The organism is Kosmotoga pacifica, from assembly GCF_001027025.1.
In the GTDB taxonomy this organism is placed as follows: Bacteria; Thermotogota; Thermotogae; order Petrotogales; family Kosmotogaceae; genus Kosmotoga_B; species Kosmotoga_B pacifica.
On record NZ_CP011232.1, the window covers coordinates 1,382,798 to 1,408,280 of the forward strand.

Annotated in this window: 24 protein-coding genes and 1 pseudogene; 13 read left to right on the forward strand and 12 right to left on the reverse strand. The window is 42.7% G+C overall.

Translation table 11 applies throughout. From position 1 onward, the window contains the following. Nucleotides 1-42: 42 nt before the first annotated feature. Entirely contained in the window at nucleotides 43-1,401 is a 1,359-nt protein-coding gene (locus IX53_RS06390) for an MATE family efflux transporter (protein ID WP_245612693.1), read from the forward strand. 327 nt (nucleotides 1,402-1,728) lie between these two features. Here IX53_RS06390 and IX53_RS10545 read toward each other — a convergent pair whose 3' ends face one another. Further along, on the reverse strand, nucleotides 1,729-3,237 hold the full coding sequence (locus tag IX53_RS10545; RefSeq protein WP_169746203.1) for a GGDEF domain-containing protein: 1,509 nt from the start codon (nucleotides 3,235-3,237) through the stop codon (nucleotides 1,729-1,731). 133 nt (nucleotides 3,238-3,370) lie between these two features. On the opposite strand from IX53_RS10545, the gene IX53_RS06400 reads away from it, so the two are divergent. Further along, a complete protein-coding gene (locus IX53_RS06400) occupies nucleotides 3,371-4,489 on the forward strand; it encodes an Ldh family oxidoreductase (protein ID WP_179944388.1) in 1,119 nt (372 codons plus the stop codon). 505 nt (nucleotides 4,490-4,994) lie between these two features. On the opposite strand, the gene IX53_RS06405 is transcribed toward IX53_RS06400, so the two are convergent. The 4 genes from IX53_RS06405 to IX53_RS06420 all read right to left on the reverse strand — a co-directional run bounded on the left by IX53_RS06405 (nucleotide 4,995) and on the right by IX53_RS06420 (nucleotide 8,310). Further along, a complete protein-coding gene (locus IX53_RS06405; RefSeq protein WP_047754643.1) occupies nucleotides 4,995-5,726 on the reverse strand; it encodes a Nif3-like dinuclear metal center hexameric protein in 732 nt (243 codons plus the stop codon). 4 nt (nucleotides 5,727-5,730) lie between these two features. Further along, on the reverse strand, nucleotides 5,731-6,387 hold the full coding sequence (locus IX53_RS06410) for a CoA transferase subunit B (protein WP_047754644.1): 657 nt from the start codon (nucleotides 6,385-6,387) through the stop codon (nucleotides 5,731-5,733). Continuing rightward, the gene (locus IX53_RS06415; RefSeq protein WP_047754645.1) at nucleotides 6,387-7,040 is read right to left on the reverse strand and encodes a CoA transferase subunit A; all 654 of its coding nucleotides are present in this window, start codon (nucleotides 7,038-7,040) and stop codon (nucleotides 6,387-6,389) included. Before IX53_RS06415 ends, IX53_RS06410 begins: the two co-directional genes overlap by 1 nt. Before the next feature lie 229 nt (nucleotides 7,041-7,269). Beyond that, nucleotides 7,270-8,310, reverse strand: coding sequence for a purple acid phosphatase family protein (locus IX53_RS06420; protein ID WP_169746204.1), 1,041 nt, complete (start codon nucleotides 8,308-8,310; stop codon nucleotides 7,270-7,272). A gap of 129 nt (nucleotides 8,311-8,439) precedes the next feature. Here IX53_RS06420 and IX53_RS06425 point away from each other — a divergent pair, with 129 nt between their 5' ends. The 3 genes from IX53_RS06425 to IX53_RS06435 all read left to right on the forward strand — a co-directional run bounded on the left by IX53_RS06425 (nucleotide 8,440) and on the right by IX53_RS06435 (nucleotide 11,677). Further along, nucleotides 8,440-9,462: a multiheme c-type cytochrome gene (locus tag IX53_RS06425; protein ID WP_047754646.1), complete on the forward strand. Its 1,023-nt coding sequence runs from the start codon at nucleotides 8,440-8,442 to the stop codon at nucleotides 9,460-9,462. 119 nt (nucleotides 9,463-9,581) lie between these two features. Beyond that, a complete protein-coding gene (locus IX53_RS06430; protein WP_053001223.1) occupies nucleotides 9,582-10,886 on the forward strand; it encodes a uracil-xanthine permease family protein in 1,305 nt (434 codons plus the stop codon). 32 nt (nucleotides 10,887-10,918) lie between these two features. Then, entirely contained in the window at nucleotides 10,919-11,677 is a 759-nt protein-coding gene (locus tag IX53_RS06435; RefSeq protein ID WP_047754647.1) for a SagB/ThcOx family dehydrogenase, read from the forward strand. Between the two features lie 268 nt (nucleotides 11,678-11,945). Here the strand turns inward: IX53_RS06435 and IX53_RS06440 are convergent, their stop codons facing one another. Then, entirely contained in the window at nucleotides 11,946-12,746 is an 801-nt protein-coding gene (locus tag IX53_RS06440; protein ID WP_047754648.1) for an FTR1 family iron permease, read from the reverse strand. Between the two features lie 141 nt (nucleotides 12,747-12,887). Here IX53_RS06440 and IX53_RS06445 point away from each other — a divergent pair, with 141 nt between their 5' ends. After that, entirely contained in the window at nucleotides 12,888-13,838 is a 951-nt protein-coding gene (locus tag IX53_RS06445) for a DMT family transporter (protein ID WP_245612694.1), read from the forward strand. Here the strand turns inward: IX53_RS06445 and IX53_RS06450 are convergent. From IX53_RS06450 to IX53_RS10550, 5 genes are all read right to left on the reverse strand, one after another. Then, nucleotides 13,835-14,086 carry a DUF1858 domain-containing protein gene (locus IX53_RS06450; protein WP_047754649.1) on the reverse strand — a complete coding sequence of 84 codons (252 nt, stop codon included), beginning with the start codon at nucleotides 14,084-14,086 and terminating at the stop codon, nucleotides 13,835-13,837. The two genes, IX53_RS06445 and IX53_RS06450, sit on opposite strands and share 4 nt — an antisense overlap. A gap of 46 nt (nucleotides 14,087-14,132) precedes the next feature. Beyond that, nucleotides 14,133-15,443, reverse strand: coding sequence for an alkaline phosphatase (locus IX53_RS06455; RefSeq protein WP_047754650.1), 1,311 nt, complete (start codon nucleotides 15,441-15,443; stop codon nucleotides 14,133-14,135). A gap of 77 nt (nucleotides 15,444-15,520) precedes the next feature. Continuing rightward, nucleotides 15,521-16,696 (reverse strand): GNAT family N-acetyltransferase, encoded by a 1,176-nt coding sequence (locus tag IX53_RS06460; protein ID WP_047754651.1) that lies wholly within the window; start codon nucleotides 16,694-16,696, stop codon nucleotides 15,521-15,523. Nucleotides 16,697-17,116: 420 nt separating this feature from the next. Next, on the reverse strand, nucleotides 17,117-17,509 hold the full coding sequence (locus tag IX53_RS06465; RefSeq protein ID WP_053001224.1) for an OsmC family protein: 393 nt from the start codon (nucleotides 17,507-17,509) through the stop codon (nucleotides 17,117-17,119). A 149-nt stretch (nucleotides 17,510-17,658) separates the two neighbouring features. Continuing rightward, complete coding sequence (locus IX53_RS10550) at nucleotides 17,659-19,578, reverse strand: peptidylprolyl isomerase (protein ID WP_053001225.1); 1,920 nt, start codon at nucleotides 19,576-19,578, stop codon at nucleotides 17,659-17,661. A 111-nt stretch (nucleotides 19,579-19,689) separates the two neighbouring features. Between IX53_RS10550 and IX53_RS06475 the strand changes: the two genes are divergently transcribed. Continuing rightward, entirely contained in the window at nucleotides 19,690-20,829 is a 1,140-nt protein-coding gene (locus IX53_RS06475; RefSeq protein ID WP_047754652.1) for an ABC transporter permease, read from the forward strand. Here IX53_RS06475 and IX53_RS11170 read toward each other — a convergent pair. Beyond that, entirely contained in the window at nucleotides 20,806-20,934 is a 129-nt protein-coding gene (locus IX53_RS11170; protein ID WP_273229798.1) for a hypothetical protein, read from the reverse strand. The two genes, IX53_RS06475 and IX53_RS11170, sit on opposite strands and share 24 nt — an antisense overlap. A gap of 43 nt (nucleotides 20,935-20,977) precedes the next feature. Here IX53_RS11170 and IX53_RS06480 point away from each other — a divergent pair, with 43 nt between their 5' ends. The 6 genes and pseudogenes from IX53_RS06480 to IX53_RS06500 all read left to right on the forward strand — a co-directional run bounded on the left by IX53_RS06480 (nucleotide 20,978) and on the right by IX53_RS06500 (nucleotide 25,477). Next, nucleotides 20,978-21,301 (forward strand): hypothetical protein, encoded by a 324-nt coding sequence (locus tag IX53_RS06480; protein WP_047754653.1) that lies wholly within the window; start codon nucleotides 20,978-20,980, stop codon nucleotides 21,299-21,301. A 302-nt stretch (nucleotides 21,302-21,603) separates the two neighbouring features. Further along, a pseudogene (locus IX53_RS11220) lies at nucleotides 21,604-21,741 on the forward strand (DeoR family transcriptional regulator); the annotation flags it as partial. A gap of 9 nt (nucleotides 21,742-21,750) precedes the next feature. After that, complete coding sequence (locus IX53_RS11050; RefSeq protein ID WP_047754654.1) at nucleotides 21,751-22,380, forward strand: DeoR/GlpR family DNA-binding transcription regulator; 630 nt, start codon at nucleotides 21,751-21,753, stop codon at nucleotides 22,378-22,380. A 1-nt stretch (nucleotide 22,381) separates the two neighbouring features. Continuing rightward, complete coding sequence (locus IX53_RS06490) at nucleotides 22,382-23,647, forward strand: ABC transporter substrate-binding protein (protein ID WP_047754655.1); 1,266 nt, start codon at nucleotides 22,382-22,384, stop codon at nucleotides 23,645-23,647. Nucleotides 23,648-23,721: 74 nt separating this feature from the next. Further along, on the forward strand, nucleotides 23,722-24,621 hold the full coding sequence (locus tag IX53_RS06495) for a carbohydrate ABC transporter permease (protein WP_047754656.1): 900 nt from the start codon (nucleotides 23,722-23,724) through the stop codon (nucleotides 24,619-24,621). 1 nt (nucleotide 24,622) lies between these two features. Then, entirely contained in the window at nucleotides 24,623-25,477 is an 855-nt protein-coding gene (locus IX53_RS06500; RefSeq protein WP_047754657.1) for a carbohydrate ABC transporter permease, read from the forward strand. The last annotated feature ends 6 nt before the right edge of the window (nucleotides 25,478-25,483 follow it).

The window sequence follows — 25,483 nt, forward strand, 5'->3', positions numbered from 1 at the left end:
TTACGGTATCATATTAGGCAAACAACAGCCGGGGGGTAAATGATGGACAGGCAGAAAATGCTTGCTGAGGAAAGTATAGGAAAACTGCTGATGAAACTCTCTGTACCGGCGATGATAGGGATGTTGGTGCAGGCCTTATATAATTTTGTGGATACGATTTTCGTGGGAAGGGGCGTTGGTTCGCTTGGTATAGCGGGAATAACCATATCCTTTCCCGTCCAAATATTCGTAATGGCTTTTGCTCAGCTGATTGGTATCGGTGGCGCTTCGATAATTTCACGCAGCCTTGGAGCCAAAGACATGGCAAAAGCTAATAGAACGGCTGGAAATATTTTCACTGTGGTGATCTTCTTTGGTGCCACCATGGCGGTACTCGGTTTTACTTTTCTGGAACCAATCTTGAAGTTGCTTGGGGCCAGCCCGACGATCATGCCGTACGCTTCAGATTATCTCAGTATTATCCTTTTTGGCACGTTCTTCTTCTCTTTTGCCATGGCAACAAATAGTATTGTTAGAGCTGAAGGAAATGCTAAAGTCGCAATGTATACCATGCTCATATCGGCGATTCTTAATGTCATTCTCGACCCTATATTTATCTTCGGGCTGGATATGGGGGTAAGAGGCGCAGCACTGGCTACCGTTATCGCACAAGCAACGACCGCCTTCTATTTGCTTTATTATTTCTTGAAAGGGGAAAGTCTCCTCCGTGTGGAATTGCATGATCTCAAACCGAATAGGGCGATAATTAGAGAATCCTTTGCAATAGGCTTTTCCGCCTTTGTAAGACAGGTCTCTGGTAGTGTTCTCGGGATAATAATGAATAATACACTGGTTTTGTACGGCGGAGACGTATCTGTGGCTGTTTTTGGCGTCATTAACAGGCTCTTCATGGTTTTTCTGATGCCAATGTTCGGTATAAATCAGGGGTTCATGCCCATCCTTGGATTCAATTACGGTGCAAGGAAATACGACAGGGCAATGGAAGCCATATGGCTATCTGTGATCGCTGTATCCATCATTTCTATACTGACGTTCGTCGTTCTATTTAGTTTTCCCGAAGTGCTTATTGGTATCTTTTCCAGAGATAGCGAACTTATTTCTGAGGGAATTAAGGCTATGAAGATAATAGTTTTAATGACCCCTTTAATTGGGTTTCAGGTTATTGGCGCCGGTATGTTTCAAGCGCTTGGGAAGGGATTACCTGCCCTTATACTATCGATGGCGCGACAGATACTTTTTTTGATACCAATCGTCCTGATACTTCCATATTTTTTTGGACTGAATGGAATATGGGCTTCCTTTCCAATCGCTGACGCCTTAGCTTTTATCGTCACATTTGTACTTTTTCTGAAAGAGATGAAAGTTTTTAAAGTGAAAATAAGGAAAGCCGGTGAATTTTAAGTGCGGAAACACCATAGTATACAGTATAATTCTTATCTCACAGGAATGAGAATGTATATAGACATAGAACCGGAAAGCCTTTAAGCCTTTCCTCAGTAGTGGCCAATTTTTTCTACCTCATGGCATATTGGTAGAGATAAAGTATCTTGAAGAGAACTCAGTGGTGAATTCAAGCGTGTAACGGTAAGGAATTTATGGAAGCTGGGGAAAGTGAAATTCATTGGACTCGAATAAGATTAGTTTGGTAAAAAGTTGAACAGGACATAACAGGATATATTTTAACAAAAAAGACCAAGCTTGAAGAAGGAAGAGAAAACCTGTCGCTGATCAGTTTCTCTTCTTCATCTTGTACATTCTTTCATCGGCTACCTTAATGGCAGTGCGAAGGTCTTCAGTAACCCGTGCAATGCCATATGAATATCTCAGTTCGATGGGGGCATTTTCAAGTGCCGCGGCTATTCTCTGGACTATTTCTGTTGCTGTCAATTCATCGCAATTTTTCAGAACAAGCAAAAACTCGTCACCACCGTATCTCACAATGATGTCATCCTGCCTTAAGTTCTCTTTCATCTTTTCCACCATAGTAATCAATGCTTTATCACCAGCTTCATGCCCGTACTTATCGTTAATCTCTTTAAAGTTGTCGAGATCTATCATAACTACTACATCATTGCTGGATATGGGGATTTCCCTGAGGATGCTTCTGTTGAAAGCCCCGGTTAAATGATCTATCAGGGATTTTCTATGGGTGACTTCAGCTTTCTTATAAATATCTCGATAATTCTCTATAAGAGCCATACCAAATCCGAGTGAAGCAACCAGTACACCGTAACCTACGACATAAATTCCTGAAAAACCACTCATAATGGCCACGACGGTATAGACGACTGTAGTGGAGAGAAAAGTTGCGGGGAAGATGAGATGCTTTTTCCTGTGCCAAAAAACGATGGTTGTCAGAAAGATTGTGCTGGTAATGAAGAGAATATAGGAAATGATCTGTGTCTTCTCGAAACTAATAAGATCGGGCATCAGGAAAAAGAAGATAACGCCTGAAAAGTTTAACAGGAAAACCATCGTAGTTATTCTTTTATTTATGCCGGTGAACTGTCCTACACCTTGAACCAGAAATGCGATGGCAGTCAGACCAGCTGCAAGGGTGAACTTTTTAAATAGCAGCAGTTCATCAACATTACCGGTAGTCTCTCTGTAGATAAATTCCATCATGTAAACTGAAGACAACAGAGACGCGATAGCTATGTAGACGAAGTGAGTGTGGTCACCTGGGACGGAGAGGCCGAAAGTCAGCAGAACGATTCCGAGAACAATGCTGCCGCCCATAGCGAGTAAGTATATATCATTTATGAAAAAATTGAAAATAACATTTCGCCATCCTACTTTCTCGTAATAGACGACTTGAGGAGTCCTGTGGATGCCCAGATCGTAAACTCCCTTCATCTCTACTCTCAAAATATTCTTATCTTGCATTAGTTCTTCATCGAACCTGACTATATGGGAAAAATTCCAGATGTTTGCCGTTCCGGATCTAAAGTCGCCGATTTCTTTCAGCAATACTCCATTTAGGTAAATCCTCATTCCGTGGTTGGAAACACTGGAAAATAAGATCGAATCGCCCTCACAACGTTGAAACTCCTTTATTAAAACGTACACGCCACTTCTATCGAGAGTTCTGTAAAAGGGGATTTCGACCATTTCAACCTTTCCATCGTCTGATATGAGTTTCCACTTTCCAGTGAGCTTAACACCTTCAGGTGTACTCAGGGCATTTAGAAACATTACGAGCAGAAAAAAAACCAAAACACCTAATACAAATCTCATGAAGCATTTATTTCTTTCAAACATGCTAATATTCTATCATGAAGACCCATTCTGATTAAATATGGATATTAGTGAACTAATTAACAAGCATATCCTGCAGTGTTATAGTTTGATATAAAAGGAGGTGATTTCCATGATATATGATGACGTTGTATGGGTAGACTTCGACACGCTGGAAAATTTTATGGTGGATGTCTTCAAAGCCCTTGGTGTACCCGAGGATGATGCTAAGATCTGCGCCAACGTGCTTATAACTTCCGACAAAAGAGGCATAGATTCTCATGGTATCGGACGGCTCAAGCCGATCTATGTGGAAAGAATCAGAGCGGGAATCCAAAACCCGGTAACACATTTTGAGGTTGTTCGCGAAACACCGACCACTGCTGTTGTTGACGGACACCATGGTATGGGACACGTGATCGGTTATAGGGCAATGAAGCTGGCCATAAATAAGGCAAAGGAATATGGTATGGGTATGGTTGCTGTGAGAAATTCAACGCATTACGGTATTGCAGGTTACTACGTCTTGATGGCCGTTGAAGAAGGCATGATAGGTATCACCGGTACGAACGCACGACCGTCAATTGCTCCAACATTCGGTGTAGAACCTATGCTCGGGACAAATCCCCTGACTTTCGGAATGCCTACTGATGAGGAATTCCCGTTTGTGCTAGATTGTGCAACGAGTGTCTCTCAGAGAGGGAAGATCGAAGTCTACGCTCGGGCTGGGAAGGAAATACCCGGAGGTTGGGTTATAGGGGCTGATGGTAATACTAGAACGGACACCTTGCAAATACTCGAGGACCTCAAAACAGGAAAGGCCGCTCTCGTTCCGCTCGGCGGAATCGGAGAAGAAACAGCTGGTTACAAAGGATATGGATATGCCACGGTTGTTGAGATACTTTCAGCAGCCCTTCAAGGTGGAGCTTTTTTGAAAATGCTTTCCGGTTTTGATGAAAATGGAAGTCGCGTTCCTTACAAGTTAGGGCATTTCTTTATTGCCATCAACATAGAGGCTTTCACCGATCTTGAAAACTTCAAGAGGATAGCAGGTGATATTTTAAGAGCTCTAAGAGGTTCTAAGAAGGCACCCGGCGCTGAAAGGATATACACAGCTGGGGAGAAGGAATATCTTGCGTGGCTTGAAAGGAAAAATAAAGGAGCACCATTAAACGACGTGCTGAGAAGACAACTGACCCAGTTGAGAGACGAGTTGAATTTGAGCCAGTATGTTTTCCCGTGGGAGAAGTGATGCTCGTAGATGTTGAGGTTTGAAGCTCCTGGCCGCTAGTGAAACGAACAGATAATACAGTAGTTGGGTAGAAGAGAGAAACGGGTGGAACGCTCATACAAAGAGACGCATATCATACGGGAAGTGCTTAAGGCTCGATAGTAATTTCGATGCATAAAAGATGAAAGACGAGAGTCTCCGTTTCTCCTATATTGATTCTCGAGCTTTTTGTTCATATCTGAAAACACTGACTAAAGCTCAGTAAAAAATATTCTCTGTTGAAGAAGTGGCTTCGCCTAGATTCAGATCTTTTCAGGTATTTCTGCATTTATCAGGCTAGTTAGAGCAATATTAGGAAAGAGTATCAGATCTACGAAAGGTTTTCTTCTTTAGATCTTCAATCTCATGCAAAGCCAATTTCATGGCATTTTTCTCAGTGATGGACAGGCTTCTCCTGACACAGCCGGTTTTACCAGAGTGTTTACCATGAAAGATATTAGATTTCAGTTAGCATTGCTCAGGGAGCTCACACCTCATTATATACATCAATGAACTCAATTTCGAGGCCGAATCGTTCCTTTAAGAGCATCCCAAGATTCTTGACACCAAAGGTTTCTGTGGCGTAATGTCCAGCGTTTATGAAGTTGATTTTTAATTCTCTTGCCAGTTCCTTTGTGTGTTCTTTCACCTCACCGGTGATGAAGGTATCAACTTTTCCCTCAAGTTGCTTGAGCAGAGCCGCGCCACCTCCAGATATAACACACACTCTCTGCACTACCGGGTTGTATATATATGTCTGAAGTTTTTGCTTATTTAGCACATTTCTCAACCTATCCAGAAAAGCGTTAGTGTTGAGTGGGGAATTATAATGCGCTATATAGCCAATATCAAAGGGTTCTTCGAGCTTCAATCCGAGCGCTTTGATTATCGAGGCGTTATTGCCATATTCGGGATGTGCGTCCAGGGGGAGGTGGTATCCCATGAGGGACAAACCATTCAGCAGGACCTTCTCAACCCTCCTCTTAAAATATCCCCGCAATTTGAAAAAGTCTTTCCCAAAGATGCCGTGGTGTACCAGAAGAAGATCGGCACCCCAATCCACTGCCTTCTCTATGAAAGCTTCGTTGAAAGAGACGCCAAGGGCGACCTTTTTGATATCTCTGTTTCCTTCTATCTGCACACCATTGAAGCAGAAATCCTCGAATTTCCAGGGTTCAAGCACTTCGTTCAGGTACACTTCTATCTCGAGAACAGTCATCTTCTCACCTCTCAAAGACCATTTCTGGAACCACTTCGGGAACTATGAGACTTGCTTCGGTCCGTTGGAGAACTTCCTCAACGCTGACTCCAGGCGCGACTTCTTTCAGAAGCAACCCCTCTTCCGTTGGCTCTATCACCGCGAGGTCGGTAACTATAAGATCAACTGGCCTTATTGATGTGAGAGGCAAAGTGCATTTCTTGACTATCTTCGGAGTGCCTTTAGCGGTGTGGGTCATCGCTACAATAACCCTTCTGGCTCCGGTGACAAGGTCCATTGCGCCTCCCATACCCGGGACCTTCTTTCCGGGTATCATCCAATTGGCCAGAAGCCCCTGCTCGTCTACCTGAAGCCCTCCGAGGACAGTGACGTCGAGATGTCCGCCACGAATGATGGCAAAGGACGTGGCGCTGTCAAATGCCGTTGCACCAGGAAGGGCGGTGACGTACTGTCCACCGGCATTCGTGAGGTCCGGGTTCTCCATGCCTGGCTCGGGAACTGGTCCCATACCTATGATCCCATTTTCTGACTGGAAGAAAACGTGAACGTCAGCCGGTATATAATTGGCCACAAGTGTGGGAATACCAATTCCTAGATTCACGAGGTCTCCATCTCTGAGTTCCAGTGCTACACGCCTTGCGATGAGTTCTTTAGCATCCATCATCCACACCTCCCCACAACGACATAGTCTACGAAAACACCGGGCACATGTACGGAATCAGGAGGAATACTCCCCACCGGAACAATTTCTTCAACTTCGGCAATGACTTTGTCCGCCGCCATGGCCATAAGCGGGTTGAAATTTCTAGCTGTAAGGGAGAATTGAAGGTTACCATAGTAATCGGCACGCTTCGCCTTGATAATAGCAAAATCTGCTCTTAGTGGTAACTCTAATAAGTATCTATTCTCACCAACAACGATTATCTGTTTCCCATCTTCAACGACTGTACCGACTCCTGTCGGTGTGAGTATACCTCCAAGCCCAACACCTCCAGCTCGTACTCTCTCGGCAAGTGTCCCTTGAGGGACGAGTTCTACCTCAATCTCGCCTTCTATCATCTGGCGTTGAGTCTCGGGGTTTGTACCGATATGGGAAACAATGACTTTTTTCACGAGTTTGTTGACTATAAGTTTTCCTATGCCTTTATCCGGGAATGCTGTGTCATTGGCAATTATTGTGAGACCACCTTTACCAGACTTTATGATCTCATCGATCAAAAATTCGGGGGTGCCACAACCAAGAAAACCACCTATCATCAAGGTGGCTCCCTTGCCGATCAGTTCCACCGCGTCTTTTCCTGCCAGTATTTTCACATACGCCCCTCCTTTGTAATCACTCAATTAAACAAGTATATTCTGGAATATAGAAACATCTGTTATTAATAACGAAAGGCTGATGCTTTCTCTTCAGCATTCTTTGAGTGAAATGACCTTTCTTATTATACTTGTTCACGCCTTGTATTTGAAACATTCAAAAACTCGTTTCAGGGCAATTGGAAGAAGTTAGCCGCTAATTTTTCTGAAGTGCTCGTTCTCATAGAAGTCAATGTGAAGAGATAGTGAAGCTGTCGATTTCGTGACCATTTATGTCATAGCATATACCTTTCAACACTCCGGAATTGTATTCAAAGAGCACAAAGTTGTAGCCTTCAAAACTTGATGCAATACCCGATGGATCTTTGATTTTGTAAATGGAAGCACCCCCACCGCCTGTAACGATGTAGGTCAAATTATTACAAACTATTCGCTGGTAGTTGTGGTCATGCCCTGAAATGACGAGGTCAATACCATATTGTTCAAAAAGCGGAACGAGAAAATTTTTTACGTAATATGAATCTCCATGGGGACCATAGCTGAAAGGTGGATGGTGAAGTATCACGACAGTGAACTCAGCTTTTTCAGTGCTCAGTAATGACTTCAACCATTTATACTGTTTGGAATAACTATCAAAACGCTCATTTGTATTTAGTGCAATGAATAATAATTCACCAACTTTGAAACTGTAATATGATTCATTGCCAGGAAGTGAAAAGAATCTCTTATAGTTTTCAGCGGTTCTTTCATGGTTACCTATTACAGGGAAAAACAGTGCGTTCCCCAGTGCCACCGTAGCTTGAAAAAAGTCTGCCCAATCATCAAGGCGTTCGTCTGAATATACAATGTCACCTGTATGCATAACAAAAAGAGGTTTTTTCTTAGATATGGCTTCAGCGACTTTTGCATGCATGCGCGGATTGCTACGCGAATCACCATAAACGACAAAACTAAAATTGTTCCCGGGGTTCAGAGGGATGGAGAAACTGCCTGCTTGAATATAGGCTTTGGTTGCATCACACTCTATACGGTACTTGTATTGAGTGTCTGGAGATAGCTCGGATGCTTCCATTGAATGAAAAACAGAAGGAGTTGCTTCCGATAGCTCTTTCGAAGTGTTTTCAGAGTAGATATACACTTTGCATACAACCGCAGACTCCGTATACCAGCTGAATTGTACAGTGCTGGTTGAAGGTGCGGTAATAATTACAGCTAATAGTGATACAGCGATAGAAGTAAGAAACAGCAAAACAAATAATAATATCCTCACGTTCGGATTATAGCACGATGCCACGAAAAGCTTGCATTCTTGGGTAGGGTATAAAGATTACTTGACTTGTAATTTATAAAAATTGTATTCTTTTGATGTTGCAAATATTCTTAGAAGGGAGGTATAAGAATGCGCGCTCTGCTTTTGGTGGTATTTTTTTCGCTGTTGTTTTGCATAACGATTGCAAGCGAATATGTAGGCTCTGAGACGTGTTTTCAATGCCACCCCGGGAAATACAACGACTGGAAGGTATCCGGTCACCCGTATAAATTAAGGCCAGCCGAAATTGCAAAGTACGCTCCCCTTCCGCTACCACGTGGTTACAGCTGGGATGACGTTTCGTACGTAATCGGTGGTTACAAGTGGAAAGCCCGATACATAGATAAGGAAGGTTACATCATAACGACGTTGAAAGATGGCACCAAAGGTGAAAATCAGTACAACATGATGACAGGCGAATGGGTGGATTACCACCCTGGAGAAAAGAAAGCCTATAGCTGTGGAGCCTGCCATACCACAGGATACAGTTCTGAAGGTCATCAAGATAACCTTCCAGGAGTTGTCGGTACATGGGAATTTGGCGGTATTGGTTGTGAAGCTTGCCATGGTCCCGGCTATGAGCATGTAGCTTCCGGTGGTGAAGTTAAACCCGTCGTTGAAGAAGATTCCTCACTTTGTGGACAGTGCCACGTGAGGGGGGACCCAAACACCATACCTGCCAGCAAGGGGTTTATCAGACATCATGAACAGTACAACGAAATGATGGCAAGTCCGCACGCTGATGTTTTAAACTGTGTTACTTGCCACGATCCCCACAAGCGCGCTGAATTCTCCATTAAGTACGACTGTGCGACTTGTCATGGAAATGAGGCCGAAGCCTTTGAAAAGACAGAAATGGCGCAGGTGGGAGTGGACTGTATAGATTGTCATATGCCTAAGGCATCAAAATCTGCCGTTGCTTTTGGGCCGTATGAAGCGGATATTAGAAGCCACTTGTGCGAGATAAACACCGATCCCGAAGCCAGGATGTTCTCTGAGGACGGAAAATTTGCCAACAGTTTCATTACGCTTGATTTTGCTTGTTTGACTTGCCATTCAAACAAAGACATTTTTTGGGCCGCTGAATACGCCAAAGACTTCCATAAGAAATGATTTATATTGCTTAAATGAAGCCCCGCTATATGCGGGGCTTTTTGTTTGAGAGCTTTTGTTTTGTTGCTGGCTGAAATGTATAATCACTATACATACAAAAAGCGAGGAGGGGAAAATAGTTGAACGAAAAAAGCGCTTACCTACAAATCGAATCTCAAGAAGACAGAAGTGCCCAGCTGAACAAATGGCAATTCCTGTTGCTCGGGATGCAGCACGCTTTCACAATGTTTGGAGCAACAGTACTTGTCCCTTACCTTACAGGAATTCCAGTTAACCTTGCTTTATTCACTGCAGGGCTTGGAACTCTTATTTTCCATGCCATCACGAAATGGAAAGTGCCTGTCTTTCTTGGTTCGAGCTTTGCTTATATTTCACCCATGATCGCGGTTACTCTGTATTATCTGAACAATGCAGGATATGAATATGATTCCATACAAGATGCTGTTTCTAGTGGAGTAGATCTCGCTCCCATGCTTGGATATGCCACCGGTGCAATTATCATCGCAGGGGGCGTGAAAGTTCTCATCGGACTTGTGATAAAACTAATAGGTATCCGCCGTTTTGAAAAGCTTTTCCCACCGATCGTTTCGGGAACCATGATAATGCTTATCGGCTTGATACTTAGTCCAGTCGCGGTTAAAATGGCGAGCAATAATTGGACTGTGGCTCTGATATCCCTTGGAGTCGCTGTCTTCGCGCGTTTATACATGAAAGGATTTAACAGGTTAGTTCCGGTCATTTGGGGTATCGCAGCAGGATATATTGCCGCTGTGATTTTGGGTGAGGTAAGTTTTTCAAATCTAGCAATGGCTACATGGTTCAGCACTCCAAAATTCATCATGCCAAAGTTTTCTCTTTTCGCTATTTCTGTAATTGTACCCGTTGCCATCGCCCCTTCTATCGAACATTTCGGAGATGTTTTCGCGGTCTCAGCCATTGTGGGTAAGAAATTCTATGAAGACCCGGGGATGCACAGAACACTTATGGGGGATGGCATAGCCACCGCAACAGCCGGGATATTGGGAGGTCCTGCCTGTACCACGTATAGCGAAAACACAGGGGTGCTTGCCATAACGAAAGTGTTCAATCCGTGGGTGATGAGGATCGCGGCAATATTTGCTATTATCCTTTCTTTTATTCCCAAAGTCGGTGCTCTTGTACAGTCTATACCTCAGGCAGTTATGGGAGGTATTGAATTCTTGCTCTTTGGCATGATAGCATCAATCGGGATAAAGACCCTTGTCCAGAATAAAGTGAAAATAGATGGGAAGAACCTTATTGTTGCTTCCATAATGCTGGTCTCAGGACTCGGGGGAGTCAAACTTAGTTTTGGAAAATTCACTCTCCAGGGGCTCGGTCTTGCTGCCGTTGTTGGATTCCTTGTAAACTTGATATTTTCACTCACCAGGGCCAGTGAAGATTGAAGCATTAATTTAATATAAAGGGGGAAGTTAATATGGACGAACTTAAAGAAAGACGAGAATTCCTAAAATCGACGCTATGGGCAAAGCGCCGCGATGTACAAACTGATCAGAAGAAAGGACTACCACAGCCTCTACCTGAGAAACCGTACGACGAAGAAATCGAGCTAATAAACCTCGTTTCGCCAGAGAATTTTACCGTTGGCGATATGCCGCTGAGAGAAGTGATCTCAAGGAGGCGGAGCAGAAGGAAGTTTACAGACGAGCCACTAACACTGGAAGAACTGTCTTTTCTGCTCTGGAGCACACAGGGTGTCAGAGAAATCTTTGAAGGCAGGGTTACCTTCAGGACAGTACCTTCTGCCGGAGCGCGTCACCCCTTTGAAACGTATCTCGCCATCCACAAAGTAGAAGGTTTGAAGTCAGGCCTTTACAGGTACCTGCCCCTTGAGCATGCCCTGATATTCCTCCGGGAAATCGAGGACATGGCTAAAAAGCTTATAGATGCTTCCTTCCACCAGCGTTTTGTTGGAGAATGCGCAGTGACTTTCATCTGGACGGCGATACCATATAGAACGGAATGGAGATATGCTTTCACATCGCACAAAGTGATAGCCATTGATGTTGGACACGTTTGCCAAAACCTCTATTTGGCAGCTGAATCCATCGGTGGTGGTACCTGTGCGGTCGCCGCCTATCATCAGGAGAAGATGGACGCTTTCCTTGGTGTAGATGGTGAAGATGAATTCACAATATACGTTGCTCCTGTTGGAAAAATACCGTCTAGTGAATAGAGCTCCTCTAAGAACCATTGTGGGTTGTAGGTTGTGGGTTGTTGGTTGTGCGAAAAAAACGAGAATCCGAGAAAGCGAGAGTCTGAGAAAAACAGGACGCTTGCAAGGCTGTTAACTGATGGAACGATGCTTGCAGAGGCTGAGGTTCTTATCGGTCAACGGAAAACGAACAACGGCAAACGGCGCTCTCGAAATTCACGTACAACCCACAACCTACCACCTACAACTGTTTTCTCGAATTCTCGGATCTCGGTTCTCGTCTACTATATCAAGCCAATTGCAATTGTTTTTTTCTCTTTATTACCGAAATTCCCACTCCGAAGATGAAACCCCAGTAAGCGAAAAACTCGAGCAACGAAGGGTTCCCATTGTATCCGAAGACTGCCTTCAATATACCACCGATAAATCCTTTTTCATTCAAAACACCATTAAAGTCATAGAGGTGTTCAACAAATACGGGTAACAGGCCAGCTTCTTGAAACTCATGTACACCGTGAGCAAACAAACCAGCCGCTATCACAAAGAGCACCAATCCCGACCAGAAGAAAAGAGGGGCGAGAGATATCTTCTTTGTACCTTTATATATGAGAAAAGCAATTATTACAGCTACAAGTATGCCAGTTATACCACCCGCTCCGATTGCAAAGGGGGTTCCTGTCTTGCTCGCGGCGAAAAAGAAAAGCACCGTTTCAACACCTTCTCGTAGCACGGCTGTAAAGGCGAGTAACCCGAGGGAAAAAGGACTATCTTTCAGAGCTGCTTTCTCTATCTTCCCTTCAAAAGCGGCCCTTTTGAATTGCATCCAAAAGAGCATATATGTTAGGACCCCAGCAGCGAACACCATCATAATACCTTCGAAAATCTGCTCCGTTCGTCCTTCAAATCCACCAAGGAAAAGAGAAAAGAACAAAGCGAGTATAAGGCTTCCAGCTGTGGCGAGTATCGTTCCTGTCCAGACACTCTTTGAAAGTTCTTTCCTCCCGATCTTTCGAAGAAGGGATAGTATTATACCTACGATTAATACTGCTTCGAGCGTTTCTCTAAATGTTATAGCGAATGCCGCTAGCATTCAGAAACACCTCCTTGTTGAGATAAAGTCTCAATAACCATTTTTATTATATTCTGTGCCGGTTTACATTACTGTAAATGTAAACTATTGAATGGAAAATTCCGTTTAATACCGAGTGAATTTGTAGGGTATTCTCAGCAGATGAAAGCTGATAAAATATTGGAAAAGATAAATAAGGAGAAAGATATGTCAAATAGAACGGGGAATTCGTATTATATGGCACTTATGGCTATAACTGCTTCTCTTTTATGGGGAAGCGCTTTTCCTGTGCTGAAAATTAGCTTCAGTGAATTAGACATAACTCCAGGAGATATCTCTGAAAAACTGGTTTTTGCAGGAATACGCTTTCTTGGTGCTGGGTTGATGCTCTTTCTTTTCAGTCCAGCGACCAGAAAAGTAATGCCTAAGAAGCGAGAATTCTATGGTCTATTTATGCTTGGACTGCTCCAAACTGCTATCCAATATACCTTGTTTTATAACGGTCTGTCCAATACTACGGGAGTCAAGGCTTCAATCATTATTTCTAGTGGAAACTTTTTCGTGGTCTTGCTTGCTCATTTTGTGTATAGAGACGATAGAATCAACTGGAAGAAAGCTATCGGACTCACTGCGGGTTTTTCTGGTGTGCTAATTGCGAACCTTAACAATGGCGTAGACTTCGGTTTCACGCTCTCAGGCGAAGGGCTATTGATACTTTCTACTCTTGTAGGAGCAATTGGAACCATTCTCGCAAAACAGCTTTCAATAGGTATAAATCCTTTTGCGGTCTCTGGCTGGCAGATGCTTCTTGGTTCATTTTTTCTCATCGGTATAGGTTTTCCGGGAATGGAAAATGGCTTACATTTCACAGCGCTCGCGGTAGTTTTGCTTATCTATTCTTCTTTTCTTTCTGCCGCGGCCTTCTCACTGTGGTACACGGTGCTTAAATACAGCAAAGCCGGTGAAGTAACGATATACAGATTCATAATCCCCTTATCCGGAGCTCTGTTTTCGGCACTTTTCATACCTGGTGAAACAATTACACTCTACACACTATTAGCGCTGGTTCTTGCTGTTATTGGTATCATCGTTGTGAACTATAGAAGAGTTTAAAAGTCCCTTTTTCGCTTTTTTATTGCTTCGTCTATTTCCTTTTCTCGCTGATTGAGTTCCTTTACCTTTCGGTTTAATGTTTTAAGCACTTCAGGTAAATTGAGTCCTTTCTTTTTACACGCGTCTTTCAGGCTCGACATTTTGCCAACGTTCAGGTTGAAACCAAAGTGTTGAAGGATTTCGTAAAGCTCTGGATGGAGATCAGCTATTTCTTTCAAAGTCATGTTTTCATTGAGTTCAGATAACATCTTACCATCTCCTTAAAAAACCCCGGCTAAAGCCGGGGTTCAATTATCAATGTACTCCAACAGGTGGTACAGTATTCACAGGACTTATGAGTTCATATCCTGCCAGAAATCCGATTAGTCTTGGGATTTGGGTATTATCCATGATGCCTTCGAAATATTCCGAACCCGGTCCGAAAGCAAAGACAGGAACGGGAGCGCCGGTGTGATCAAAGGTCGTCCAGCCTATATCTACCTTGTTACTGAGAATTCTTCCGAGAGCATTTGAAGCGCCGTAGAAAGACTTGGCTTTTTCCGTGCGGAAGAAGACAAAGTCTTCCTCTGTGAGTTCAACATTGAAGTACACTTTAACTGCTTCTTTAATTTCTTCTTCTGTTTTGAAGTTTGCGAGTATCCAATCAGCTGTTCGGGTATAATCGCTTCTAATTTTTTCGAGATTCATAGTATAGCCACCGGTGGAAAGGCCAAGTCCACCCGTTTCGTGATCAGCGGTGATCACTATGAGGGTATCTGGATGTTTTTCAGCGAAATCAAGAGCAACTTTTACGGCGTTGTCAAATTCCACGACTTCCTTCCAGACACCATAAACATCGTTTCCATGAGCCTCCCAGTCGATCTGTGAACCTTCTACCATGAGGAAGAAGGGTTCACCATCCTTTGACAGTATATCAAGAGCCTTCGAAACCATCTCAGGAAGCATCGGTTCTTCTCCAGATCTTTCTGACACTGCTTTGAGATGACTATAGGCGAAAAGACCAAGTACGCGGTCGCCGTCGTAATTCAACATTTCTGTTTTGGTGGTTATATAATCAAAACCGTTTTCTTTGGCGACAGCGATGAGGTCTTTTCCATCTTTCCTCTTTCCACCAGTCGGTACGAAATGTCTCCAGCCGCCCCCAAATGCGACGGTGAGAGGGCTATTAACAAGTTGTTCGGCTAAAGTATTTTCATCTTTTCTAGATGTGACATGTCCATAAAATGCAGCAGGTGTGGCATGGGTCACACGGCATGTGACCACGATACCAGTTTTGATTCCCTTTTCGGCAGCGATTTCAGCTATATTCGAGATCACCGTGCCATCTGGAAGCATGCCTATCATGCCGTTGTTTGTCTTATAACCTGCTGCCAGGGCTGTTCCGGCAGCTGCGGAGTCTGTTACATTACTGTTGGCGCTGAAAGTCATAGTCATTGCGAGATTTGGAGCTTTCATAATGTTTAGCTCCCGACTTTCAAGGTAGCTTGATAATATCAGGTGATTCAATCCCATTCCATCGCCGATGAAATAAATGACATTCTTCACGTAACCGGCGAAAAGTCCCATACTCAAGAGGAGAAGTAATAGTAGAAATAGTTTGCGCATATGCCCACCCCCAAACAAAAGTTACCCTATTAAGGGCACTATTTATTATGCCAGATATTACTTATAAAACCTTGGTTTCAGAAAGGTTCTGAATGAAAAGTAACACTCTTCGGTATATCCTGTAGCTTATAATTATCCAGAACCTTTACCTGTCCGGCTTCAATCAATTCGGCAAAACTCGACAAACCACTCAAAACTACAGATAGTGAGGCGATATCACATTCAAGTTCGGGTTCCACTTCAGTTTTCTGAATCATTAGCTTTTTCCCGTCTGCACTCAACGCAAAAGTCCCCGAGTTTTCTTTCAAAAATCTATCCCTGACTTTTATCTTCAACGTCGGTAGCTCAAAATCCACTCCGAGCCCATTAAGAGATTTCAGATTTATAATTCTTATCATTCCGGAAGTTTCGAGCTTTTCTTCTTTTGGTCTATCGTTTAGATATGGCCAGAGTTCGAAATTTTCAGGGACGACCAAAGTAATATCCTTTATCTGGTGAGAAAGGGACTTCAAATAAGCCAACATGGTATCTTTCGTTTCTCTATCAGTGTAAAAGAAATCTTTTACAGTCAAGGATGATTCGTAGCCTGTATCACTTCGGGAGAGGAATTGTGTAAGCATGCCCGTTGTCTTACCGTTATGTTTGAATTTTACCACGCCACAGGAAGCTTCATCGCTAAAGTACGTCATCAGATGCCTGCGCCACTGGTAATCGTTTCTGAAAGCGAGGTTGTAGTGACGTTTCGCAATCTCGTTGTAGAAGTCTTTAACCTCGTTATCAGGAAAGGGTAAGTAACAGTAATCCACTAAAGGATCAGGTTTAGCATCGATTATACCGGGGTGTATAACAATCCTTTTGGTCTTGAAGAATACCTCCCAACCGTACTTTCTGTAAAAACCAACGTTGAAGGGATAAAGCACTGATACCTGTATACCTTCTTCGTACATTGTCTTGACAGCGTTCTCGAGCATGAACCTTATTGTACCCTTGCCTCTAAAATCTGCCCTCGAACAAACTAAACCTATTCCACCCATCGTTACCATCGAATCCCTCAACTTCATCTTGAATGGGTACAGGATATAACCAGCAACCATTAGCTCTCCATCATGAACCGTGTAAAGTTCAGCACCGCTGGCCAGAACCTCTGATATATACTTTCTCAGGAGTTCGTGGCGCGATTTCTTTACTGCAAAGGAAAAACTTGCGATCTCCATGAAGGTGTTTATATCCTCGCTTCGCCTGTATTCGTACATGAAATCCCTCCCTGTGATTGATTCCGACGTAGGGTCTATGTATAAAGAATATAACAATGAATGAAATTTTTTTGCAAACAAAACACAGAACAAATGTGAAAGAGTATAATGCTCGCAAGACACTACTGTGCTTCAGAAAACCATCATGGAAGATTTCAGCTTTGAAGAAAGGATGGAAGTAACTTGAATTACCTATTCCGGTTTCGGTGAGTGCTGAATATGCTAAAGAGTCCTGTTTTCTCTAACTTCTAACTATGATAATGCCCGAGCAGGAACAACTTTTCTGATAACAATCTCCGAAAATGACTCTTCGTTAAGAAGGGCTTCTCCAGATCTTTTCACACTTCCGTTTTTCCTGGTTAATGCTCAGAAAGATTTAAGAAATACAATTTAAGTATATTCAAAGCTAAAAGGTAGACATCAAAGAAAATCCATTGTCCATGTGATTTCAGCGACTTTTGACACGGTGTAATAAATAGAACAGTATTTTGTTGCAAGTTCAAAGGCTTTTAGGGTTTTGGTGGTGTCAGAAGCGTTTAACACTTTCACTTCTATTTTGCACCATTTCAACGTCGTAGGGACTTCATCCCTTTTTTCACCACAAAGATTCATTTTCACCGATTCCCACCTGATTCTCATCTTTTTTGCAATATCGAAGAATGTTGAATACAAACAGGAACCAAGAGAAAGGAATAATAGTTCATAAGGAGCGAAGCCATTTGTTCCCACATGTAACATTATCCCGCTTTTGCTTTGACCTTTACCCTTGAAATCGTTATTGAATGTGAGATTTGCTTCATGTAGTTTTCCCATGGGGCTACCCTCCAAAGAATTTTATAAAAAATTTTATCATGAAAAGTTGAATTTGGTTGAATCGAATCATTTTGCAGGTTCTGATTAATCAAGTCTCTTTGGTAAAAAATAGAGGCTGCTATCGCAGCCTCTATAATTCTCATCATTCGTTATTCGTCCTCCAAAGCTTTTATTTCCTTCATCAAACCGTCAGTAAGATCTTCGATTTCGTTGTTTTCCACCAGTCCCAGATCGACATAGTCTTCCAGATAGTAGGAATATGCAAGCGCGCTGCTGAAAAAGTCTATCTTAAGGCCTTTGTCAAGGGGAAGCTTTCCAGCTTTGCTGAATGCTTCGATAAGCAATCTTACTGCTTTCAGTTTCAATTCAGCCGGAGCACTGTTGCTTTCAATCACATTTTCCTTGAGCCTGTTTTCAATTGAGAGCAACGGGTACTTTATTAATATTTCACCCGCTTTTTCTCCTACGTACTGTTTGTAATAATCCAAGTAATTCTGGAACACTTCTTCGTTTTCAAGTAAGGGCTCGATCTGGTCTTTGTAAAGTTTGTTGGTGTAGAGAAACACGACCTCTGGATTGTTACCGCTGTATTTGTTGAGATACTCAAGGGCATTGTCAGAGTTAGGCATTATATTATAGAAGTATTCGGCAACTTTCCCAATCACTGCGTATCTTTTGTCGCGATAAGCCTCTTCTTCTTCCAGCTTGGCCTTGATTTCCTCATCTTTGAAGACACCGAGTTCATCAGAATAATTAATCAGGGACTGGAGAGCATTTCTTAATTCAAGTATCCGATCGTCAGTGCTGTCAGCTGTTTCCTCAAGGTAATTCTCCATGTCTTCTCTCCGAAATGCCTTCATTTCTTCAGGAAGATTTTCCCTCGTGTCTAGCATAGCCTGAAGCATCTGTATATTATTGAGTGTCGGCTGCATGAGAGAATCCGAGATCATGAGATAGAGACCGGCAGCGAAACCTGTTGTATCTTTCTTGATATTCCCCATAGCATCGAATATTTCCTTTTCCAAGTTGTCGTAAAAAACGTCGATATCCTCACCAGACTTTTGAGACTTCATCAGCCTGTCCAGGAGAGCGAGCTCAGGATCATGGATCACGTACCCAAGAGGGCTTTTTAATTTGTAGTCACTGAACCAGATGCTGTACACCTTGTTCTGGAAGTCCCTTGCCACATTGATGTACGCCTGAGTGCTAAGCAATTCCGTTACGGAGTCGAAAGTGCTTTTGGCCTCCACTCTTATGAGGTGAAAACCGTATTCTGTTCTTACCGGACCAATAATTTCGCCGGGGTTCCCTGAAAAGGCGGCATCTTCGAATTCCTTTACCAGCTGTCCACGGTTGAATTCACCTATGTATCCCCCATTCTGTGCGGAACCGGGATCGAGAGAATATTTCTTTGCCGCGTCCTCAAAACTCAGCACACCGCTCTCGATAAGTTTCTTTATTTCTGTAGCACTGGCTTCAGAAGAGAGAAGTATGTGACTGGCGCTAACCTTTTCATATTTGTTTTTGATCTCGTCTTTGTTTTGCTCGAAATACTCAGTAAAACTTGCCGGGTAATCCGTCACGAGCGTCTGAAGAATATTCTGCTTTATCAGCTCGGAACGGACGTAGGACTCTATGACTCTCCAGAAAGTCTCCGTCGAGCCATAACTCGTTTCGATCTGAGCAATAGCTTGCTCGTCGGCAAAATATCCGGCGGTTATCTGGTCGGTGTAGCCAGTTACTTCAGTCTCATTGGGGAAGAGCCCATTTTCTTTTGCAAAATAACCAGCCATCTTATCGTCCAGTAAGTTCATCAATATATTGTATTTCAACTCTATCTGACTGGGAACACTCTGGGAAGAGAAGTATGGATCGAGAAACTGTCCCTGCTGCTGGTAATTTCCTAGTGCATCGTTTAGATATGCTTGAAGTTCGTCGCTGTATACATGATAATACGTGTCAGCCAATTGCGTTCCATTCAACGTGATACTCGCGATTTCCTCCCCATCAACGGCGAACGCAAAAGCGAAAGCAAAGAGAAATAAAGCCAGAAAAACAAAACGTTTCACAGGATCAACTCCTTTGTTGAATTTTGAATCCTTTAGTTAATTCTACCAGACTAAAAGCTTTTCTTTTCTTTCAGAAACACAGTCGTTATATAATGAGAGCGGAGGGATTCAATGCGGTTCGTTATTCTGCTCGTTAACGAGATTAAGCTGATTTTCAGATCATGGGGCATATGGACATATCTTTTACTCCTTCCTTTGGTGCTAACCCTTTTCTCCGGGGTCTTCAGCACGGAGAATAATCTGTATGTACTCAAAATAGGTGTTGTGAATGAAGATAATACGCTTCTGGGTATCTTCTTTATTCGTTATGCCACATCTATGATCAAAGGAGAAAATATCTATATTTACGCTACCAGGCGCGAGGCTGAAGAGAATCTGAGGAATCTGGACGGTTATTTCATCATACCTAAAGGTTTTGCAAACGAGCTGCTCTTCCAAAGGCCTTCACAGCTCATATTCGTTCCCAATCCCTATTCTCTTCAATCCGGAGTTGCGATTTACCAGGTGCTCAGCAACGTTCTCCGTGAGTTTAAAGCCCTCCCTGTTATTGCTGACCCCAACTTCATGAAGAAGGTTACGATAGATTCCGACTACAAGGCACCTGAGATCATTGTAGCGGGTATAGATAGTGATAAATTTAATTTCAAAGAGCTCCTTTTTCCATTGATCCTAACTCTAAGCCTTCTACTGACACTGGGAATTGGTTTGAGCTGGTCTCTACATGAAGACAGGCAAACAGAAATTCTGGATTTTCTCATACTGTCTAATGTAAAGGCATGGGAATTCATCATTTCAAAAATCATGAGTTTTCTGATGGTTGGAATCTTCGAATTCTTAATTTTTATATTCTTTGGACTGCTGTTTGGCTATGAAGGTTTAGGTAACATCACGGAAAACGCTTTGCTTTTCCTCGTACTTTCTTTGGTATTTGTTACCATGAGTGCTTTCCTGACGAGCCTTGCAAAAACAGCGAGAGGAAGTCAGTTCCTTGTGACTGGAATTTCTATCGTTATCATCCTGTTGAGCGGGATAATTGTTCCCCGCTCGGTGTTTCCCGTTTGGCTTAAGAATTTAACCGAATACTTCCCTATGACAGCACTCCTCAACGAGATACAGAGAGTTTCCTTGATGTCGATTAATGGCGAAACAACAATGAATTTACTGTTCTCAAATATCGTTCTGTCGTTTATCTTTATGCTTTTGAGTTTCATGCTTTTCAGGTACAGATCAGACCGCCTTTCTGCTATGTAATACAGCTACCACTGTGCTATAATTTAGCTGAAACTTCTCTTTTCTCACCAGAAAGTAAAGCATTCCTTGCTCTTCATTAACGAGTTCCACAGCTTTTTTGATCATGTTCCATCTCTATTGATCCTTCTATTAAAAGGAGGGAACAGAGATGCATATAGTTTGTAGCATGGAACTCTCGCTTGAAACCAGGAACTCTTCTAATGTTATAACGAACATATCGAAATATCTCGCAAGAAACATGAAGCTTGGAGCACGTGGTGATTCACTGAACATAAGAATAATAGGTGATGACAGACTTTTTGTCCGCATTGCAACAGAGCAGGGGAGCTGTACGATTAACGAGGTCTTCGAGAGAATTGGTGGTTATTTAAGCCTCATTTCCGATGCACTGAGAAAAACCACCGGGAACTACACCGTTTCAAAGACGTTCATCTACCATGAAAAGGGAACACAGACCTATTTAATTTCCTGAGTTTTTGATTTATTTTTAATACTAAAGAATTTTATTTTCGTTTTATTTTGTTTTTTAGTACCAGAATATGGCTGTATATAGCTTATACAGTTTAGTGTGGTTATTGGTTGTGAAATCAACACGCATTAAACGAAAGAAAACGTAAAAATATGAAAGAAAACGAAAGGATCGTGAAATAATCTAATATATTTGTCGCTATTCTTACGAAAGCATGAAATATCGGATTTTGATTGAAGAGTCTTAGATGATATCCTCCCAGATAGGGAGGGGATATTATTCTATTTGAAGAAAGAAAAAGTTATATAATTGACAAACTTAGTAAGTATGGAAAAATCTTCAGTTCATCACTGGCTGAGGAACTTGGAGTATCGGAAGTTACAATCAGGTCTGATCTGAAAAAGCTGGAACAACAGGGCTTTTTGAAACGAGTACATGGTGGGGCTGTAAGTTTGAGACCGCATAGGTATGACCCCCAATTTCAGGAACAGATAGCGGTAGATGTGGAGGAAAAAAAGCGGATTGCCAGGAAAGCAGTAACTTTTGTTGAGAAGAACGATGTGATTTTCGTGGATTCGGGTAGTACGACTCTCTTCTTTGTTGAAGAACTTCTTAAATCACCTCCTATTAACCTTACCATTGTAACTAATTCCCTTTATGTGATAAATACTGTGGTTCAACATCCCACGATAAAACTTGTTGTCCTTGGAGGGTATTTTCAATACAGCACGATGAACTTTCTGGACCTCGAAATCAACCCATTCTTTGAAAGGTATCATGTGAACAAAGCCTTCATGGGAGTCAATGGAATCGATGAAATAGGTTATTATTCTTCCACACTATTAGAAGCGGAAACAAAGAGACTCATTATAAAATCCAGTCCGAAAGTGTTTATTCTCGCAAGCTCCTCAAAGATATTTAAGAAGTCTCTTGTGCTTGTTGATAGGTGGCAAGGGACAGAAACTCTTGTTGTTTCAACAAAAGATCGGGAGCAATTACTCAAATTGAAAATGGTGGAAAGGGAAGATAAGTTTACTATCTTAAACTCTGGTCCCCTCGGGGATCCTGATTGGAGGGATTAACGTGAAGAAATTTACAATTCTGCTGGTAATAGTGTTAATGCTAGCATTGTCAATCACGGCTTTTGCGAAGAGGGTTCAGATTAAACTGTGGTTCCATTCCGGCCGCGGTTCAGAAAGAGCCGTTATTGAGGATCAAGTAAAGCGATTCAATGCCATGCAGGACGAGATCGAGATCATAGCGATTCAATTGCCCGAAGGAAGTTACAATGATCAGGTGAACGCAGCGGCTCTGGCCAATGGACTTCCTGATATTCTCGATCTCGATGGACCATATGTATCTAATTACGCCTGGGCAGGGTACCTTTATCCGCTCGACGAATTTATCTCCCCCGAATTGAAGAAGGATTTCCTGCCTTCCATCATTTCCCAGGGTCTTTACAGTGGAAGTATCTACGCCCTCGGCACCTTTGACTCCGGTCTCGCAATATGGGGAAACAGAGAATATCTGGAAAAAATAGATGCAAGGATTCCAAAGAGTGTTGATGATGCCTGGACTTTTGAAGAATTTATGGACATCCTCAGAAAATTGAAAGAACTCCCTGAGATCAAGTATCCACTGGATATGAAAATCAATTATGGTGTTGGTGAGTGGTACACATACGGTTTTTCTCCGATCTTCCAGGCGTTCGGTGCCGATCTCATCGACCGCAGCGATTACATGTCTGCAGATGGCATTCTCAATGGACCTGAGGCTCTTGCTGCAGCAGCATGGTTCCAGGCTCTCTTTGCGCAGGGGTTTGTGAATTCCAATCCCCCGGGAGATAATGAATTTATCGAAGGGAAAGCCGCACTGTCCTGGGTTGGACATTGGGTCTACAACCAGTATAAAACTGCCCTCGGGGACAAGCTCGTCCTCATTCCCATGCCGAAATTCTTTAAGCAGGCAACGGGTATGGGATCCTGGGCCTGGAGCATAACAACGAACAGTAAACATCCAGAAGCCGCCTGGAAGTTCCTCGAATTCATCCTCAGACCAGAGGAGATATTAAAGATGACAAATGCTAACGGTGCAGTGCCTTCAAGGAAGAGCGCTATAGCTCTGTCACCTCTTTACGGAGAGGGTGGTCCTTTGAACATCTTTGTTCAGCAGCTGGAAACCATCGCCGTTCCCAGACCTGTTACACCAGCTTATCCAACAATAACCGCCGCTTTTGCAAAGGCCATTGACAATATAATAAACGGCTCCGACATCAGAGAAGAGCTTAACAGAGCCACAAAGGAAATCAATGAAGATATCGAATACAACGAAGGTTACCCTGTTTATTAATCAAAACTGCTGATAGAGGCATGAGGTGGGGTGTTTTTGCCCCACCTCTTTTTCAGAGAGAAGGGAGAGAGAATATGGCCAAGATGTATTACGAAAAAAAACGGAGCTTTAAGTATGCTTTCATTTTCCTTTTGCCAGGCCTTGCTTTGCTTATAACTTTTATTATCATTCCCTTCCTTTCAGCTTTTTATCTGTCCTTCACGAACCAACGATTGATCACAAGGTTGCCTACTAAGTTTATCGGCCTGGCAAATTATAAAAAGATGCTAGGCGATGATTTATTCTGGAAAGGGCTGGCAAATATCTTCAAGTTCGTTGTTATTGTTGTTCCGTTTCAAACGGTATTTGCCCTTGCACTGGCATTACTTGTGAATAAGCGTATAAATTTCACAAAATTTTTCAGAACGGTGTATTTCATGCCGACTGTTACCACGATGGTTGTTGTAGCCGTTGTATGGACCTTTCTCTATAATCCTGAAGGACTTATAAACCTGTTTCTTCAAAAGATCAGTTTCGGAGCCTGGCAACCCGTGGATTTCATAAAGAATGAGAACTGGGCATTCCCTGCGATAATGTTTATGTCCATCTGGCAGGGTGTGGGGTTCCAGATGCTCATATTCCTCGCAGGCCTTCAGGAGATTCCCATATCGCTTTATGAAGCAGCAACGATAGACGGCGCCAATAACTGGCAAAAGTTCAGAAGGATCACACTTCCCCAATTGAGGAATACCACGGCTTTTGTGATAATTTCAACCACCATACTCGCTTTTAGACTCTTCGATCAGGTTAAGGTCATGACTGATGGCGGTCCAAATGGAGCAACCTATACGGTGGTTCTACATATATTCAACATGGGTTTTAGAAGGCAATACATTGGTTATGCATCTGCCCTGACAGTGGTGTTCTTCCTGCTTGTCCTTGCTATTTCAATAGTGCAGCGTTTCGTTCTCAGAGAAGAAAGAGAGGTATCATAACATGACTGCAGAAAGGAGTAGGAAAAAGCTGGAATTGATCGACAAAAGTGTAAGTTACACTCTCATGATATTGTTGGCTTTATTCTTTCTTTTTCCTCTCATTTACATGATTTCCACCTCTTTGAATCCAGATGAACTCGATATACTCAAAAGGATGGGATCGATTAGGACTTTCATCCCTTCACCGGCATCATTAAAAAATTACAGTGATGTTTTTGAACGGATGCCCTTTGGAAGGTTTGTTTTCAACTCTGTTCTTATTGTTTCTTCAACAGTACTGGCAGGATTGTTGGTGAACAGCATGATGGCTTTTGGACTTGCGAGGTTCACATTCAGAGGGCGAGGCTTGCTGGTATCTATTATTGTAGCTTTGATGATAATTCCCTTTGAAACGATAGCTGTACCTTTGTTACTCATGACGAACAAATTTGGATGGCTCGACAGTTATCACGTTCAGATTATACCTTTTATCGCGAATCCGTTTTACATTTTCCTTTTTTATCAATTCTTTTTAAGTTTCCCAAAGGCTCTTGAGGAAGCTGCATTGATAGATGGAGCAAGCTGGTTTAAGATATACTGGAAAATTGCCCTACCTCTCTCAAAACCGGTTCTGTCGAGTGTCGCAATTCTGCACTTTCTTACACAGTGGGGGTTTTTCCTCTGGCCTTTGATGGTTACGAGAGGTTTCGAATACAGACCCCTACCTGTTGCAATGCAGGTGTTCTTTGGACAGTATCCCCGGGATTGGGGAGACATAATGGCTTTTGCAACGATGATGACTGCACCAGTTTTGATACTTTTTGTGATTCTTCAAGGGCAGTACGTCAAGAGTGTCTCTCAGACAGGGATAAAATGAATTCTA

Excerpts from the sequence above, each read along its gene's own strand:
- IX53_RS06390 (WP_245612693.1), top strand. The coding sequence starts at position 43 with ATGGACAGGCAGAAAATGCTTGCTGAGGAAAGTATAGGAAAACTGCTG.
- IX53_RS10545 (WP_169746203.1), bottom strand. The coding sequence starts at position 3,237 with ATGAGATTTGTATTAGGTGTTTTGGTTTTTTTTCTGCTCGTAATGTTT.
- IX53_RS06400 (WP_179944388.1), top strand. The coding sequence starts at position 3,371 with ATGATATATGATGACGTTGTATGGGTAGACTTCGACACGCTGGAAAAT.
- IX53_RS06405 (WP_047754643.1), bottom strand. The coding sequence starts at position 5,726 with ATGACTGTTCTCGAGATAGAAGTGTACCTGAACGAAGTGCTTGAACCC.
- IX53_RS06410 (WP_047754644.1), bottom strand. The coding sequence starts at position 6,387 with ATGGATGCTAAAGAACTCATCGCAAGGCGTGTAGCACTGGAACTCAGA.
- IX53_RS06425 (WP_047754646.1), top strand. The coding sequence starts at position 8,440 with ATGCGCGCTCTGCTTTTGGTGGTATTTTTTTCGCTGTTGTTTTGCATA.
- IX53_RS06435 (WP_047754647.1), top strand. The coding sequence starts at position 10,919 with ATGGACGAACTTAAAGAAAGACGAGAATTCCTAAAATCGACGCTATGG.
- IX53_RS06440 (WP_047754648.1), bottom strand. The coding sequence starts at position 12,746 with ATGCTAGCGGCATTCGCTATAACATTTAGAGAAACGCTCGAAGCAGTA.
- IX53_RS06445 (WP_245612694.1), top strand. The coding sequence starts at position 12,888 with ATGAAAGCTGATAAAATATTGGAAAAGATAAATAAGGAGAAAGATATG.
- IX53_RS06450 (WP_047754649.1), bottom strand. The coding sequence starts at position 14,086 with ATGTTATCTGAACTCAATGAAAACATGACTTTGAAAGAAATAGCTGAT.
- IX53_RS06455 (WP_047754650.1), bottom strand. The coding sequence starts at position 15,443 with ATGCGCAAACTATTTCTACTATTACTTCTCCTCTTGAGTATGGGACTT.
- IX53_RS06460 (WP_047754651.1), bottom strand. The coding sequence starts at position 16,696 with ATGTACGAATACAGGCGAAGCGAGGATATAAACACCTTCATGGAGATC.
- IX53_RS06465 (WP_053001224.1), bottom strand. The coding sequence starts at position 17,509 with ATGGGAAAACTACATGAAGCAAATCTCACATTCAATAACGATTTCAAG.
- IX53_RS06475 (WP_047754652.1), top strand. The coding sequence starts at position 19,690 with ATGCGGTTCGTTATTCTGCTCGTTAACGAGATTAAGCTGATTTTCAGA.
- IX53_RS11170 (WP_273229798.1), bottom strand. The coding sequence starts at position 20,934 with ATGATCAAAAAAGCTGTGGAACTCGTTAATGAAGAGCAAGGAATGCTT.
- IX53_RS06480 (WP_047754653.1), top strand. The coding sequence starts at position 20,978 with ATGCATATAGTTTGTAGCATGGAACTCTCGCTTGAAACCAGGAACTCT.
- IX53_RS06495 (WP_047754656.1), top strand. The coding sequence starts at position 23,722 with ATGGCCAAGATGTATTACGAAAAAAAACGGAGCTTTAAGTATGCTTTC.
- IX53_RS06500 (WP_047754657.1), top strand. The coding sequence starts at position 24,623 with ATGACTGCAGAAAGGAGTAGGAAAAAGCTGGAATTGATCGACAAAAGT.